The following is an 18035-nucleotide window of genomic DNA, read 5'->3' as shown; positions in this document are numbered from 1 at the left end:
CTCAATTCATCCCGGGCAGTTGAACCTTGGGCTTCACGTCGTTCTGCACAACGGATGCCATCGGTGCGACCACTCCCTGGCTCTTGAGCAACTCGCCCATGGTCGCCTTGATTCGGTATTGAGTAAATAACTGAATGTTCTTGATCTCGGCCAGACGGCGCGAAGCGGTGAACAGTTCGTTTTCACTGTCGAGCAAATCCAGCAGGGTTCGTTCGCCAAGGCTGAACTGACGCTGGTACGCGGTACGCACTGCGGTGCTGTGGTCAACGTACTGCTGAGCGATCGGCACCTGGGCATTGGCGTTGTTCAAGGCGTTCCAGGCCAGGCCCAGTTCTTCGTTCAACTGGCGCAGGGCGTTGTTGCGGATGTCCAGCGCCTGGTTCGACAGGTAGGACTTGGATTCCAGATCCGCTTTGTTGCTGCCACCGGAATACAGGTTGAAGCGCATGCGCAGCATGGCCTGCCATTCATTGCTGTGACCGTTCTGGCCGTCGAGGTCGTTGTCGGCGGTGCGGCCCAGCTCGGCGTCGAAGCGCGGATAGAAGGTCGACTTGGCGGTTTCGTACTGCTTCTCGGCAGCGGCGATGTCGGACTCGGCCGAACGCAGGATCGGGCTGTTTTCCAGCATCTGCGCGCGGGCCTCATTGAGGTTGGCCGGCATCATCGCCATGAACGGCGCCGGACGCTCCAGTTGATCGGGCATCTGGCCGACGGCGCTGAGGAAGTTGGTTTCCGAGTCGGCCAGGTTGGTCTGCTCAGTGATCAGGTTGTTGCGGGCCTGGGCCATCCGCGCTTCGGCCTGGTCAAGGTCGGCACCGCTGCCGACGCCACGCTGGGTGCGCAACTGGATCTGATCGTAGATGCGCTGGTGGCTCTTGAGGTTTTCCTCGGCCAGGCGCACGAATTCGCGGCGGGTCAGCACATCCAGATAAACCTGGGCCACGGTCAGCGCGGTGCGCTCGGAGGTGCCAAGCAAGGCATAGGCGCGAGAGTTGACGGTGGCTTGTTGACGCCCGACTTCGCTGGACGTCGCAAAACCGTCAAAAACCATTTGCGACAGTCGCACACTCGACTCGCCACGGTTCAGGGTTTCCCAGTGATTGCCGCCGCCGTTGGCACGGGTGGTGACGCTGTCTGTGCCTTCACGGCCATAACCGCCGAGCAGATCGACCTTGGGCAGGTATCCACCTTTGGCAGCCTTTAACTGATAATCCGCAGCCAATCGACTGTTGACCCCTGCCTGGATTTCCGGATGGACATCCAGTGCCTGTTGCATGGCTTCCGGTAAGGATTGTGCTTGAGCAAAAGACGCGGCGAGAGCGAAAGGTAGAGCCTTGAACAGGGGCGAACGCATGGTAAGGAATTCCCAAAACTTCTTGTCGTGAATCACAGCAAATAAGGGTGCTGCGTCGGATGATGGCAACCGGAATGACCGTATGTCGGAAAGTTTAAAACCGGAACTGGATCACATGCTCAAGGGCAAGTCGCCGCGTAAATATCAATGTGACATTAGTGGGGCGATTGTTTAGGATGGCATCCATAAGGTCAATAGTTTGGCATAAAGTTAATAGCGAAAGATTCTAGCCAAAATATTGACGAAGATCAGCGTCAAACTTGATTCACATTTTTTAAAAAGTACGTCCAGACTGAATCGGCGCAGAAAAGCCATCAGGTCTATGGAAGTCAACTGAACGTGACACCCGGAGAGTCTTCAATGAGCAGTGTTGTGGCCATCGTCAAAAGCATTGTCGGTCAGGTTTTCGTGGTGTCCCCAGAGGGCGTCCGTCGCGTACTCGTTGAAGGCGACCGTCTGTTCGCCGGCGATCAGGTCGATACCGGCGTCTCTGGCGCGGTATCCCTGGAACTGGCTGATGGCCGCACCCTCGATCTGGGTCGTGACACTCAATGGAGCGCCGACACTCCGGACTCCGTCACCGACCTTGCCGAGGCCACTGCACAAGCTGCACCGTCCGTTGAAGAACTGCAGCAAGCCATTGCCGCCGGCGTCGACCCGACCACCGCCCTTGAGGCAGCAGCCGCCGGCCCGACCGCCGCTGGTACAGGCGGTGCCGCCGGGGGCGGTCACAGCTTCGTGATGCTCGATGCGACCGCTGGCCGCGTCGATCCGACCATCGGCTTCCCGACTGCGGGCATCAACTCCGGCGGTCAAGCCGCACAGAACATCACCGGAGGCCAGAACACCGACACTAACGCCAACGCCCTGCGCGACTCGACCCTGAGCCTCAGCGCCACGCCGACCATCACCGAAGCGGGCGGCGTGCTGGTGTACACCGCGACCCTGACCCAGGCGCCGCTGACCGACCTGACTATCACCCTGTCCAATGGCGCGGTGATCGTGATTCCGGCAGGTTCCACCACCGGTACGGTCAACGTGCCGCTGGCCCCGAATGACACGGTCTACAACGACCCGACCCAGATCAACGTGACCGTCACCGGTACCACCGGCGGCAACGGCATTACCGTCACCGTGCCGACCACGCCGGCCGTGACCCAGGTCACCGACACCATCGACACCACCACCGTCACCCTGACGGCGGGCAGCAGCGTCACCGAAGGTGGCCAGATCACCTACACCGCGACCCTGACCAACCCGGCCCAGACGCCGGTCACCGTCACCCTGTCGAACGGCTCGACCATCACCATCGGCGCCGGCCAGACCACCGGCACCGTCAACGTGCCAACCGCGCCGAATGACGTCTATAACAACGGCAGCACCGTCACCACCACCATCACCGGTGCCACGGGCGGCAACTTCGAGAATCTGGTGCCGAACCCGACGCCGGCCGTCACCAATATCGTCGATTCGGTCGACACCACCAACCTGACCCTGACTGCGACCGGCACTGTGGTCGAGGGTGGCCAGATCATCTATACCGCGACGTTGACCAACCCGGCCCAGACGCCGGTGACCGTCACTCTGTCGAACGGCTCGACCATCACCATCGAAGCCGGCAAGACCAGCGGCAGCGTCAACGTTCCGACCGCGCCGAATGACGTCTACAACAACGGTGGCACCGTCAGCACCACGATTACTGGCGCTACCGGCGGCAACTTCGAGAATCTGGTGCCGAACACGACGCCGGCGACCACCACGGTCACCGACTCCATCGACACCACCAACCTGTCGCTGAGCGCCACCGGTTCCGTGGCTGAAGGCGGTTCGATCGTCTACACCGCGACCCTGACCAACCCGGCCGGCACGCCGGTGACCGTGACGTTGAGCAACGGCGCCGTCATCACCATTGAAGCGGGCAAGACCACCGGTACCGTGACCGTTCCGGCACCAGCCGATGACGTTTATAAGGACGCAGGCAAAGTCGAAGTCAGCATTACCGGCACCACCGGCGGCAATTTCGAGAACCTGGTGCCGAGCACCGTTCCGGCCGTGACCGAAGTCACTGACACCATCGACACCACCACGGTGAAACTCACCGCGACCGAAACCGCAGCCGAAGGCGGCACCGTTACCTACACCGCCACCGTTGGCGCGCCGGTGACCGGTTCGCCAGTGACCGTGACCCTGGCCAACGGTCAGCAGATCACCATCGAAGTCGGCAAGACTACCGGCACCGTAACCACCACCGCGCCGAATGACGCACTGACCGGCAATCCGCCCCTGACCAACTCGATCACTGGCGTGACCGGCGGCAACTACGAAAACCTCGTAGCCGACAAGACCCCGGTTTCGACCACGGTCACCGACACCGTCGACACCACCGACCTGACCCTGAGCGCCACTGGCTCCGTGGCCGAGGGCGGTTCGATCGTCTACACCGCGACCCTGACCAATGCCGCTGGCTCGCCAGTCACCGTGACCCTGTCCAATGGCGCGGTGATCACCATCGAAGCCGGCAAGACCACCGGCACCGTGACCGTTCCGGCACCGGCCGATGACGTCTACAAGGATGCCGGCAAGGTCGAAGTCACTATCAAGGATGCATCCGGCGGCAACTTCGAGAACCTCGTTCCGAGCACTGTCCCGGCGGTTACCGAAGTGACCGATACCATCGACACTTCGACCGTGAAGCTGACCGCTGACACCTCGGTCGCTGAAGGCGGCACCGTTACTTACACCGCCACCGTTGGCGCACCGGTGACCGGCTCCCCGGTCACCGTGACCCTGGCCAACGGTCAGACCATCACCATCGAAGTCGGCAAGACCACCGGCACCGTGACCACCACCGCACCTAACGATGCGCTGAACGGCCATGCACCGCTGACCAACTCGATCACTGACGTGAGCGGCGGCAATTACGAGAACCTGGTCGCCGACAAGACCCCGGTTTCGACCACGGTCACCGATACCGTCGACACCACCAACCTGTCGCTGACCGCGACCGGTACCGTGGCCGAGGGCGGTTCGATTGTTTACACCGCGACTCTGACCAACCCGGCTGGCACGCCGGTGACCGTGACCTTGAGCAATGGCTCGGTCATCACCATCGAAGCTGGCAAAACCACTGGTACCGTGACCGTTCCGGCTCCGGCTGATGACGTCTACAAAGACGCCGGCAAGGTTGAAGTCACTATCACCAATACCGCTGGCGGCAACTTCGAAAACCTGGTGCCGAGCACCGTTCCGGCCGTGACCGAAGTCACTGACACCATCGACACCACCACGGTCAAACTGACTGCGACCGAGTCGGCAGCTGAAGGTGGCACTGTCACTTATACCGCTACCGTCGGTGCCCCGGTGACCGGATCGCCGGTAACCGTGACCCTGGCCAATGGTCAGCAAATCACCATCGAAGTCGGCAAGACCACCGGTACCGTCACTACCACTGCGCCGAATGACGCGCTGAACGGCCACGAACCGTTGAGCAATTCGATCACTGACGTGAGCGGCGGCAACTACGAAAACCTCGTGGCCGACAAGACACCGGTTTCGACCACGGTTACCGACACCGTCGACACCACCAATCTGACTCTGAGCGCCACTGGCTCCGTGGCCGAGGGTGGTTCGATCGTCTACACCGCCACCCTGACCAACCCGGCCGGCACTCCGGTCACCGTGACGTTGAGCAACGGCTCGGTCATCACCATCGAGGCCGGCAAAACCACTGGCACCGTGACTGTTCCTGCTCCGGCCGATGACGTCTACAAGGACGCCGGCAAGGTCGAAGTGACCATCAAGGATGCGTCCGGCGGCAACTTCGAGAATCTGGTGCCGAGCACCGTTCCAGCCGTCACCGAAGTCACTGACACCATCGACACCACCACGGTGAAGCTCACCGCGACGGAGTCGGCAGCAGAAGGCGGCACTGTCACTTATACCGCTACCGTTGGTGCGCCAGTGACCGGATCGCCGGTGACCGTGACCCTGGCCAATGGTCAGCAAATCACCATCGAAGTCGGCAAGACCACCGGCACCGTCACCACCACCGCACCGAACGATGCGTTGAACGGTCATGAACCGCTGACCAACGCGATTACTGACGTAAGCGGCGGTAATTACGAAAACCTCGTGGCCGACAAAACCCCGGTCAGCACCACCGTGACTGACACCGTCGACACCACCAACCTGACCCTGAGCGCCACTGGCTCCGTGGCCGAGGGCGGTTCGATTGTCTACACCGCGACTCTGACCAACCCTGCGGGCACCCCGGTGACCGTGACTTTGAGCAACGGCTCGGTCATCACCATCGAGGCCGGCAAAACCACTGGCACCGTGACTGTTCCTGCACCGGCCGATGACGTCTACAAAGACGCCGGCAAGGTCGAAGTCACCATCAAGGACGCGTCCGGCGGCAACTTCGAAAACCTTGTTCCAAGCACCGTCCCGGCTGTCACTGAAGTGACTGACACCATCGATACCTCGACGGTGAAGCTGAGCGCTGATACATCGGTGGCCGAGGGCGGCACTGTCACCTACACCGCGACGGTCAGTGCGCCTGTAACCGGTTCGCCAGTGACTGTCACTTTGGCCAACGGCCAGACCATCACCATCGAAGTCGGCAAGACCACCGGCACCGTGACCACCACCGCACCGAACGATGCACTGAACGGTCATGAACCGTTGAACAACTCGATCACCAGCGTGAGTGGCGGCAACTACGAAAACCTCGTCGCCGATAAAACGCCGGTCAGCACCACCGTGACCGACACCGTCGACACCACCAATTTGACTTTGAGCGCTACCGGTACCGTGGCCGAGGGCGGTTCGATTGTTTACACCGCCACGCTGACCAACCCTGCCGGCACCCCGGTGACCGTGACCTTGAGCAACGGCTCCGTCATCACCATTGAAGCAGGCAAAACCACCGGCACCGTGACTGTTCCGGCTCCTGCGGACGACGTCTACAAGGACGCGGGCAAAGTCGAAGTGACCATCAAGGATGCAACCGGTGGCAACTTCGAAAACCTGGTACCGAGCACTGTTCCAGCGGTTACCGAAGTCACCGACACCATCGACACCACCACGGTCAAACTGACTGCGACCGAGTCGGCGGCTGAAGGCGGCACCGTCACTTACACCGCCACTGTTGGCGCACCGGTGACGGGTTCTCCGGTTACCGTGACCCTGGCCAATGGTCAGCAAATCACCATCGAGGTCGGCAAGACCACCGGCACCGTGACCACCACTGCACCGAACGACGCGCTGAACGGTCACGAACCGCTGACCAACTCGATCACCGGCGTGAGCGGTGGCAACTACGAGAATCTCGTTGCCGACAAGACCCCGGTTTCGACCACGGTTACCGACACCGTCGACACCACCAATCTGACTCTGAGCGCCACTGGCTCCGTGGCCGAGGGTGGTTCGATCGTCTACACCGCCACCCTGACCAACCCGGCCGGCACTCCGGTCACCGTGACGTTGAGCAACGGCTCGGTCATCACCATCGAGGCCGGCAAAACCACCGGTACAGTGACTGTTCCTGCACCGGCCGATGACGTCTACAAAGACGCCGGCAAGGTTGAAGTCACGATCAAGGACGCGTCCGGCGGCAACTTCGAGAACCTGGTGCCGAGCACCGTTCCCGCCGTGACCGAAGTCACTGACACCATCGACACCACCACGGTCAAACTGACCGCGACCGAATCCGCAGCTGAAGGTGGCACCGTCACCTACACCGCGACTGTGGGCGCACCTGTGACCGGCTCGCCAGTCACCGTAACCCTGTCCAACGGTCAGCAAATCACCATCGAAGTCGGCAAGACCACCGGCACCGTGACCACCACCGCACCTAACGATGCGCTGAACGGCCATGCACCGCTGACCAACGCGATTACCGACGTAAGCGGCGGCAACTACGAGAACCTGGTCGCCGACAAGACACCGGTCAGCACCACCGTCACCGACACCATCGACACCACCAACCTGTCGCTGACCGCGACCGGCACCGTGGCCGAGGGCGGCTCGATCGTTTACACCGCCACCCTGACCAACCCGGCCGGCACCCCGGTAACCGTGACCCTGTCCAACGGCGCGGTGATCACCATCGAAGCTGGCAAGACCACCGGCACCGTGAGCGTTCCAGCTCCGGCCGATGACGTCTACAAAGACGCCGGCAAGGTTGAAGTCACCATCAAGGATGCGTCCGGCGGCAACTTCGAGAACCTGGTGCCAAGCACTGTTCCAGCGATTACCGAAGTCACCGACACCATCGACACCACCACGGTCAAACTGACCGCGACCGAATCCGCAGCTGAAGGTGGCACCGTCACCTACACCGCGACTGTTGGCGCTCCAGTAACCGGTTCCCCGGTGACCGTGACCCTGTCCAACGGGCAGCAAATCACCATCGAAGTCGGCAAAACCACCGGCACCGTGACCACCACCGCGCCGAACGATGCGTTGAACGGTCACGAACCGCTGACCAACTCGATCACCGGCGTGAGCGGCGGCAACTACGAAAACCTCGTGGCTGACAAGACTCCGGTCAGCACCACCGTGACCGACACCGTCGACACCACCAACCTGACCCTGAGCGCGACGCCGGAAGTCAACGAAGGCGGCCAGATCACCTACACCGCCACCCTGACCAACGCCGCCGGCACCCCGGTGACCGTGACCCTGAGCAACGGCGCCGTGATCACCATCGAGGCCGGCAAAACCACCGGCACCGTGACCGTCCCGGCGCCAGCCGATGACGTCTACAAGGACGCCGGCACCGTGGAAGCGACGATCAAGTCCGCGACCGGCGGCAACTTTGAAAACCTGGTCACCAGCACTGCCCCGGCGGTCACCACCGTCCACGACACCATCGACACGTCCACCGTGTCGCTGACCGCCACCGCCAACGTCGCCGAAGGCGAAACCGTGGTCTACACCGCGACCGTGACGGCGCCAGTGACCGGTTCGCCGGTCGTGGTGACCCTGTCCAACGGCCAGACCATCACCATCGCCGTGGGCGAGACCACCGGCACCGTGAACTTCGTCGCGCCGAACAGCCCGCTGGCGGGCGGCAGCTCGCTGAGCGTGACCATCGACAAGGCCACCGGTGGCAACTACGAGAACCTGGCGGTCGACAGCAAACCGGCCAACACTTCGGTTTCGGACACGGTCGACACCACCAACCTGAACCTGACCGCCACCGATTCAGTGGCCGAGGGTGGCTCGATTGTCTACACCGCGACCCTGACCAACCCGGCCGGCACCCCGGTGACCGTGACCCTGTCGAACGGCGCCGTCATCACCATCGAAGCCGGCAAGACCACTGGCACCGTGACCGTTCCGGCGCCAGCCGATGACGTTTACAAGGATGCCGGCAAAGTCGAAGCGACCATTTCGACCGTCACCGGCGGCGGTTTCGAGAACCTGGTACCGAGCACCGTTCCGGCCGTGACCAACGTCACCGATACCATCGACACCACAACGGTGAAACTCACCGCGACCGAAACCGCTGCTGAAGCTGGCACTGTCACCTACACCGCGACTGTTGGCGCTCCGGTGACGGGTTCTCCGGTTACCGTGACCCTGGCCAATGGTCAGCAGATCACCATCGAGGTCGGCAAAACCACCGGCACCGTGACCACCACCGCGCCAAATGACGCGCTGAACGGTCACGAGCCGCTGACCAACTCGATCACCGGCGTGAGCGGTGGCAACTACGAGAATCTGGTGGCCGACAAGACTCCGGTCAGCACCACCGTGACCGACACCGTCGACACCACCAACCTGACGTTGAGCGCGACTCCGGAAGTCAACGAAGGTGGCCAGATCACCTACACCGCGACCCTGACCAACGCCGCCGGCACTCCGGTGACCGTGACCCTGTCCAACGGCGCCGTGATCACCATCGACGCTGGTAAAACCACCGGCACCGTAACCGTTCCGGCTCCGGCCGATGACGTTTACAAGGATGCGGGCAAAGTCGAAGCGACCATTTCGACGGCCACTGGCGGCAACTTCGAGAACCTGGTGCCAAGCACCGTTCCGGCCGTGACTCAGGTCACCGACACCATCGACACCACCACGGTCAAACTGACCGCAACCGAGTCGGCGGCTGAAGGCGGCACCGTCACCTACACCGCGACTGTTGGCGCTCCGGTAACCGGTTCCCCAGTGACCGTGACCCTGTCCAACGGTCAGTCGATCACCATCGAAGTGGGCAAGACCACCGGCACCGTGACCACCACCGCACCGAACGATGTGCTGAACGGCCACGCGCCGCTGACCAACGCGATCAGCAACGTGAGCGGCGGCAACTACGAAAACCTCGTGGCCGACAAGACTCCGGTGTCTACCACTGTTACCGACACCATCGACACCACCAACCTGTCGCTGACTGCGACCGGGACCGTGGCCGAAGGTGGTTCGATTGTTTACACCGCGACCCTGACCAACCCGGCCGGCACGCCGCTGACCGTGACCTTGAGCAACGGCGCCGTCATCACCATCGAAGCAGGTAAAACCACCGGCACCGTGACCGTTCCGGCTCCGGCCGATGACGTCTACAAGGATGCCGGCAAGGTCGAAGTCACCATCAAGGATGCAACCGGTGGCAACTTCGAGAACCTCGTTCCGAGTACCGTTCCAGCCGTCACCGAAGTCACCGACACCATCGACACGACGACCGTGAAGCTCACTGCTTCCGAAACCGCCGCCGAAGGTGGCACAGTCACTTACACCGCGACCGTGGGCGCACCGGTGACTGGCTCGCCAGTGACCGTGACCCTGTCCAACGGTCAGCAAATCACCATCGAAGTCGGCAAGACCACCGGCACCGTGACCACCACCGCGCCGAACGATGTGCTGAACGGCCACGCGCCGCTGACCAACGCGATCACCAACGTTTCCGGCGGCAACTACGAAAACCTCGTGGCCGACAAAACCCCGGTCAGCACTACCGTCACCGACACCATCGACACCACCAACCTGTCGCTCAGTGCGACCGGCACCGTGGCCGAGGGCGGTTCGATTGTTTACACCGCGACCCTGACCAACCCGGCCGGCACTCCGGTCACCGTGACGTTGAGCAACGGCTCCGTCATCACCATCGAGGCCGGCAAAACCACCGGTACAGTGACTGTTCCTGCACCGGCCGATGACGTCTACAAGGACGCCGGCACCGTGGAAGCGACGATCAAGTCCGCCACCGGTGGCAACTTCGAAAACCTGGTGACCAGCACTACGCCAGCCGTAACCAATGTCACCGACACCATCGACACCACCACGGTCAAACTGACCGCGACCGAGTCGGCGGCTGAAGGCGGGACCGTTACTTACACCGCGACTGTTGGCGCTCCGGTAACCGGTTCCCCGGTGACCGTAACCCTGTCCAACGGTCAGTCGATCACCATCGAAGTGGGTAAAACCACTGGCACCGTGACCACCACCGCGCCGAACGATGCGTTGACCGGCCACGCGCCGCTGACCAATGCGATCACCGGCGTAACCGGCGGTAATTACGAGAACCTCGTTGCCGACAAGACCCCGGTTTCGACCACGGTCACCGACACCGTCGACACCACCAACCTGACCCTCAGCGCCACCAACTCGGTCGCCGAGGGCGGTTCGATCATTTACACCGCCACACTGACCAACGCTGCGGGCACCCCGGTGACCGTGACTTTGAGCAACGGCGCCGTGATCACCATCGAGGCCGGTAAAACCACCGGCACCGTGACGGTTCCAGCCCCTGCCGATGACGTCTACAAGGACGCCGGCACCGTGGAAGCGACGATCAAGTCCGCCACGGGTGGCAACTTCGAAAATCTGGTGACCAGCACGGTTCCTGCGGTGACCCAGGTTACCGATACCATCGACACCACCACGGTGAAACTCACTGCGAATGAGTCGGCGGCTGAAGGCGGGACCGTTACTTACACCGCGACTGTCGGCGCGCCGGTGACCGGTTCGCCAGTCACTGTGACCCTGTCCAACGGCCAGACCATCACCATCGAAGTGGGCAAAACCACCGGTACCGTGACCACCACCGCGCCGAACGATGCGCTGACTGGCCACGCGCCGCTGACCAACGCGATCACCAACGTTTCCGGCGGCAACTACGAAAATCTGGTCGCCGACAAAACCCCGGTCAGCACCACCGTGACCGACACCATCGATACCACCAACCTGTCGTTGACCGCGACCGGCACTGTGGCCGAGGGTGGCCAGATCACCTACACCGCGACCCTGACCAACGCAGCGGGCACTCCTGTGACCGTAACGCTGAGCAACGGCGCCGTGATCACCATCGAAGCGGGCAAAACCACCGGCACCGTAACCGTTCCTGCGCCAGCCGATGACGTCTATAAAGACGCCGGCACCGTCCAGGCCACGATCAAATCCGCCACCGGTGGCAACTTCGAAAACCTGGTGACCAGCAATACACCAGCCGTGACCAACGTCACCGACACCATCGACACCACCACGGTCAAACTGACCGCGACCGACACCGCTGCCGAAGGTGGCACCGTCACCTACACCGCTACCGTGGGTGCACCTGTCACCGGCTCGCCAGTGACCGTGACCCTGTCGAACGGCCAGACCATCACCATCGAAGTGGGTAAAACCACTGGCACCGTAACCACTACCGCACCGAACGATGCGCTGACCGGTCATGCGCCGCTGACCAACGCCATCACCAACGTGAGCGGTGGCAACTACGAAAACCTGGTCGCCGACAAAACCCCGGTCAGCACCACCGTCACCGACACCATCGACACCACCAACCTGTCGCTGACCGCGACCGGCACCGTGGCTGAAGGTGGCCAGATCACCTACACCGCAACCCTGACCAACGCCGCTGGCTCGCCAGTCACCGTGACCTTGTCGAACGGTGCTGTCATCACCATCGACGCGGGCAAGACCACCGGCACCGTGACCGTTCCTGCACCGGCCGATGACGTCTACAAGGACGCCGGCAACGTACAGGCCACGATCAAGTCGGCCACCGGTGGCAACTTCGAAAACCTGGTGACCAGCACCACGCCAGCGGTGACCAGCGTCACCGACACCATCGACACCACTACCGTGAAGCTGACGGCGACCACGACAGCGGCCGAGGGTGGCACCGTCACCTACACCGCCACCGTGGGTGCACCTGTCACCGGCTCGCCAGTGACCGTGACCCTGTCGAACGGTCAGCAAATCACCATCGAAGTCGGCAAGACCACCGGCACCGTCACCACCACCGCGCCGAACGACGTGCTGAATGGTCATGCGCCACTGACCAACGCCATCACCAACGTGAGCGGTGGCAACTACGAAAATCTGGTCGCCGACAAAACCCCGGTCAGCACCACCGTGACCGACACCATCGACACCACCAACCTGTCCTTGAGCGCCACCAACTCGGTCGCCGAAGGCGGTTCGATCATCTACACCGCCACCCTGACCAACGCTGCGGGCACCCCGGTGACCGTGACCCTGAGCAACGGCGCCGTGATCACCATCGACGCCGGCAAAACCACCGGCACCGTGACCGTTCCGGCTCCAGCCGATGACGTCTACAAGGACGCCGGCACTGTTCAGGCAACCATCACCAACGCCACCGGTGGCAACTTCGAAAACCTGGTGACCAGCAACACGCCAGCGGTGACCAACGTCACCGACACCATCGACACCACCACCGTGAAGCTGACCGCGACCGCAACAGCGGCCGAGGGCGGCAACGTCGTCTACACCGCGACTGTTGGTGCACCGGTGACCGGTTCGCCAGTGACCGTGACCCTGTCCAACGGCCAGACCATCACCATCGAAGTGGGCAAGACCACCGGCACCGTGACCACCACCGCACCGAACGATGCGTTGAACGGTCACGCACCGCTGACCAACGCCATCACCAATGTCAGCGGCGGCAACTACGAAAACCTCGTGGCCGACAAGACGCCAGTATCGACCACGGTCACCGACACCATCGACACCACCAACCTGTCGCTGACTGCGACCGGCACCGTGGCCGAAGGCGGTTCGATCGTCTACACCGCAACGTTGACCAATGCCGCCGGCACTCCGGTGACCGTAACCCTGAGCAACGGCGCCGTGATCACAATCGATGCCGGCAAAACTACTGGCACCGTGACTGTTCCTGCGCCAGCCGATGACGTTTACAAAGACGCCGGCACCGTTCAGGCAACCATCAAGTCGGCTACCGGTGGCAACTTCGAAAACCTGGTGACCAGCAACACGCCAGCGGTGACCAACGTCACCGACACCATCGACACCACCACCGTGAAGCTCACCGCGACCGCAACAGCGGCCGAGGGTGGCAACGTTGTCTACACCGCGACTGTCGGCGCACCGGTGACCGGCTCGCCAGTGACGGTGACCCTGTCCAACGGCCAGACCATCACCATCGACATCGGCAAAACCACCGGCACCGTCACCACGACTGCGCCGAACGACGTGTTGAATGGTCATGCACCGCTGACCAATTCGATCACCAACGTCAGCGGCGGCAACTACGAAAACCTCGTGGCCGACAAGACACCGGTCAGCACCACCGTGACCGACACCATCGACACCACCAACCTGTCGCTGACCGCGACCGGCACCGTGGCCGAAGGTGGCTCGATCACCTACACCGCGACCCTGACCAACGCGGCAGGCACTCCGGTGACCGTGACCCTGAGCAACGGCTCGGTGATTACCATCGAGGCCGGCAAAACCACCGGTACCGTGACCGTTCCGGCACCGGCCGACGACGTCTACAAAGACGCCGGCACCGTGCAGGCAACCATCACCAACGCCACCGGTGGCAACTTCGAAAACCTGGTGACCAGCAACACGCCAGCGGTGACCAACGTCACCGACACCATCGACACCACCACCGTCAGCATCACCGGCAGCACCTCGGTGACCGAAGGCCAGACCGCCACCTATACCGTGAGCCTGACCCACCCGGCGCAAACCGAAGTGACCCTGAAGATCGTCTACAGCGGCACCGCCGCTGACGGTTCGGACTTCACCGGCGTGTACACCGTGAAGATCCCGGCGGGCGCCAGCAGCGCGCAGTTCAATGTTGCGACCATCGATGACAAGATCACTGAAGGCACCGAGAACTTCGTGGTCAAGATCGACTCGGCCACCGGCGGCAACTTCGAAAACCTGGCGGTCAGCAGCACCAACGGCAGCGTCAGCACCTCGATCATCGACAACGATGCGCCTCCGGTTCTCGACCTCGACGCCAACAACTCCAGCGGCGCCACCGGGGCCGACTACAAGGTGACCTTCACCGAAAACACCCCGGGCGCGGGTGTGTCGATCGCCGATACCGACATCAGCATCACCGATCCGGACAGCACCATGCTGACCGGCGCGACCATCGTGCTGACCAACCGTCAGGACGGCGATGCGCTGAACCTGGGCAACAGCGTCAACGGCATTACCATCAACGCCAACAGCACAAACGGCACCATCACGCTGACCCTGTCGGGCAACGCGACGCTCGCCGACTACATGCAGGCGATCAAGAACATCACCTTCACCAACAGCAGTGAAGATCCGAGCACCGTGCCGCGCATCATCACCGTGACGGTGACCGATGGCGGCAACTACTCCAACGTCGCCACCACCACGGTCAACGTGGTGGCCGTCAACGACGCGCCGGTCGCCGCACCGGTCAACGTCACCGGCACCGAAGACACCCCGCTGATCCTCGGCTGGTCGACCTTCGGCGTCACCGACGTCGACAGCCCGGCCTCAAGCCTGGGCGTGAAAATTACCCAGCTGCCGGGCGAAGGCAAACTGCAGTACCTGGACGGTTCGACCTGGAAAGACGTCGCCACCAACCAGACCTTCAGCAAGGCCGACATCGATGCCGGCAAGCTGCGCTTCCTGCCGGACGCCAATGAATCGGGCGCGAACGGCTATGGCGGCACCGGTGTGGGCAACAACCAGGCTGACTACGCACAGATCAAGTTCCAGCCAACCGACGGCCAGCTGTTGGGCAACACCGGCACGATCAAGATCGACATCACGCCGGTGGCGGATGCGCCGACCCTGTCGGTGGCCGACAACAGCGTGAAGTCCACTGGCTTGATCAAGGAAGTCTGGACCGGCCTGTCGGGCCTGGGCACCGACGGCAGCGGCGCCAACTCGACCACCCTGAAAAACGTGATCGACGGCGCCGGCACCGCGAACTCCAAAGGCAACGTGACCAACGTGCAGTCCGACGGCAACGTCGCGGCGGGCACCGCGTCGAAGACCTCCGGCCTGATCTACCTCGAAGCCGGCAAGACCTACACCTTCACCGGCACCGGCGATGACAGCCTGCTGGTGAACATCGGTGGCAAGAACGTGGCGGCCACGACCTGGGGCGCGGGCGGCAACCTCAACGGTTCGTTCACCCCGACCACCAGCGGTTACTACACCCTGGAGATCTACCACCACAACCAGAGCGGCCCGGGCAGCTACGACGTCAACCTGTCGGTCAACGGCGGTACGGCGATCGACCTGAGCAGTGCCGGCGTGCCGATCTACACCGGCGTACAGGACCTGGTGAACTCCGGCGTGACCGTCTCCGACCTGCACGGCACCAACGGCGAAGGCTATTACGACGGCTACAAGCTCAACACCGGCGCCGAAGGTACCACCGTGAAACTGTCGTCGATCAGCACCGCGCTGACCGACACCGACGGCTCGGAAACCCTGAGCATCAAGATCAGCGGCGCACCGGTCGGTTCGGTGCTCAGCGACGGCGCGGGCCACAGCTTCACCGTGACCGCCACCAGCGGCGACGCCAACGTCACTGGCTGGAACCTCGGCAGCCTGACCGTGACCCCGCCGGCCTACTACAACGGTCAGTTCAACCTGACCGTGACCTCGACCTCCACCGAGGCGCTGGGCGGCTCGGCCAGCACCACCGCGACCATTCCGGTTTCCGTGGTGCCGGCGGTCTACAACTCGATTGTCGCTACTTCGGCCGACGACACCGTCACCGGCACCGACGGCAACGACATCATCGTCGCCGACATCGGCGGCCTGACCGTGGTGCCGGGCACCAACTACAACATCGCGTTCATGGTCGACAGCTCGGGCAGCATGAGCACCTCGTCGATCAACGCCGCCAAAGACTCGCTGACATCGGTGTTCAACACCCTCAAGCAGAGCATGGGCAACAACTCGGGTACGGTGAACATCTTCCTGGTGGACTTCGATACCCAGGTCAACAAGTCGGTGTCGGTGAACCTCAACGACCCGAACGCGCTGACCAAGCTCAAGGCTGTGCTGGACTCGATGACCTCCGGCGGCGGCACCAACTACGAAGACGTGTTCAAGGCTACGGCCAACTTCTTCCAGAGCGCCGAAGCCGTGGCCAACACCGGGGCGAAGAACCTCACGTACTTCATCACCGACGGCCAGCCGACCTACTACCAGAGCGGCGAACAGACCAACCCGACGCTGTACGGCAACGTAAAGCTCGACGACGTGGTGAAGACCAGCAACTACAAACTGGGCGACAGCTTCAGCACCTACATCGACAGCACGCACTACCTGACCATCAGTACGGCGGGTGCCGTGGTGCTGCAGACGTACAAGAACGGCAGCTGGAACTGGAACAGCCTGGGCACCATCCACGCCCAGGGCGACGGCACCTACGAGCTGTCGAGCCTGGCAGGCTCCGGCAGCAGCACCAGCCAGGCCACCACCGACAACGCCAACAGCGCCTTCGCACTGCTGGGCAACCTGTCCAATGTGGAAGCCATCGGGATCAACAGCGGTGTCAGCCTCAACGACCTGAAACCGTACGACACCGATCACAACCCGCAGACCAACATCGATCCGAAGGACCTGGCCAACTCGATCATCGGCCACACCGAAGCGACGATGCCGGGCAACGACACCGTCAACGGTGGCGACGGCAACGACATCCTGTTCGGCGATCTGGTGAGCTTCAACGGCATTGCCGGCGAGGGTTACCAGGCGATGCAGGCGTTTGTTGCGCAGCAGACCGGCGTCGATGTCAGCAAAGTCACCACCAGCAACGTGCACCAGTACATCACCGAGCACTATCAGGCGTTCGATGTGTCCGGTGCCCACGACGGCAACGACACGCTGCTGGGTGGCGCGGGCAATGACATCCTGTTCGGAGGCGGCGGCAATGACGTGCTCGATGGCGGCAAGGGCAATGACATCCTGCTCGGCGGCTCCGGCAACGACACGCTGATCGGCGGCCAGGGCAACGACATCCTGATCGGCGGTTCCGGTGCCGACACCTTCGTCTGGAAAGCAGGCGACACCGGCAACGATGTGATCAAGGACTTCAACGCCAGCGAAGGTGACCGTATCGACCTGCGCGACCTGCTGCAGGGCGAGTCCGGCAGCACCATCGACAACTTCCTGAAGATCACCACGGTCGACGGCGTGTCGTCGCTGCAAGTCAGCTCGGCGGGCAAGTTCAACTCCGCCGATGCGGCTGCCGCGACACCGGACGTGACGATCAAACTGGAAGGCAACAACTGGTCCACTGCCAATATTCACAACCTGATTGCCGGCAGCGATCCGACCATCAAGGTCGACCACAACAACAGCTGATGCGTGAACAAAACGGCCGCCCCGATGGGGCGGCCGTCACGTTTGCGTCTTTCTTCCCGGTGACGATTGCGTCGCCGCACCGCATACT

General features: G+C 62.6%; 2 protein-coding genes. One reads left to right on the top strand and one right to left on the bottom strand.

All coding sequences use genetic code 11. The features are described from left to right. Position 1: 1 nt before the first annotated feature. Positions 2-1354 carry a TolC family outer membrane protein gene (locus DXT77_RS17205; protein ID WP_119428529.1) on the bottom strand — a complete coding sequence of 451 codons (1353 nt, stop codon included), beginning with the start codon at positions 1352-1354 and terminating at the stop codon, positions 2-4. A 360-nt stretch (positions 1355-1714) separates the two neighbouring features. Here DXT77_RS17205 and DXT77_RS17200 point away from each other — a divergent pair, with 360 nt between their 5' ends. Further along, complete coding sequence (locus DXT77_RS17200; protein WP_119428528.1) at positions 1715-17947, top strand: LapA family giant adhesin; 16233 nt, start codon at positions 1715-1717, stop codon at positions 17945-17947. Positions 17948-18035: the final 88 nt, after the last annotated feature.

Source organism: Pseudomonas sp. 91RF, from assembly GCF_003576265.1.
Lineage (GTDB): Bacteria > Pseudomonadota > Gammaproteobacteria > Pseudomonadales > Pseudomonadaceae > Aquipseudomonas > Aquipseudomonas kribbensis.
Note: the sequence above shows the minus strand (reverse complement) of the source record. Positions and strands in the feature narration are given on the sequence as shown.

What these genes read in the sequence shown, in the direction of transcription:
- DXT77_RS17205 (WP_119428529.1), bottom strand. Translation starts at nt 1,354, where the DNA reads ATGCGTTCGCCCCTGTTCAAGGCTCTACCTTTCGCTCTCGCCGCGTCT.
- DXT77_RS17200 (WP_119428528.1), top strand. Translation starts at nt 1,715, where the DNA reads ATGAGCAGTGTTGTGGCCATCGTCAAAAGCATTGTCGGTCAGGTTTTC.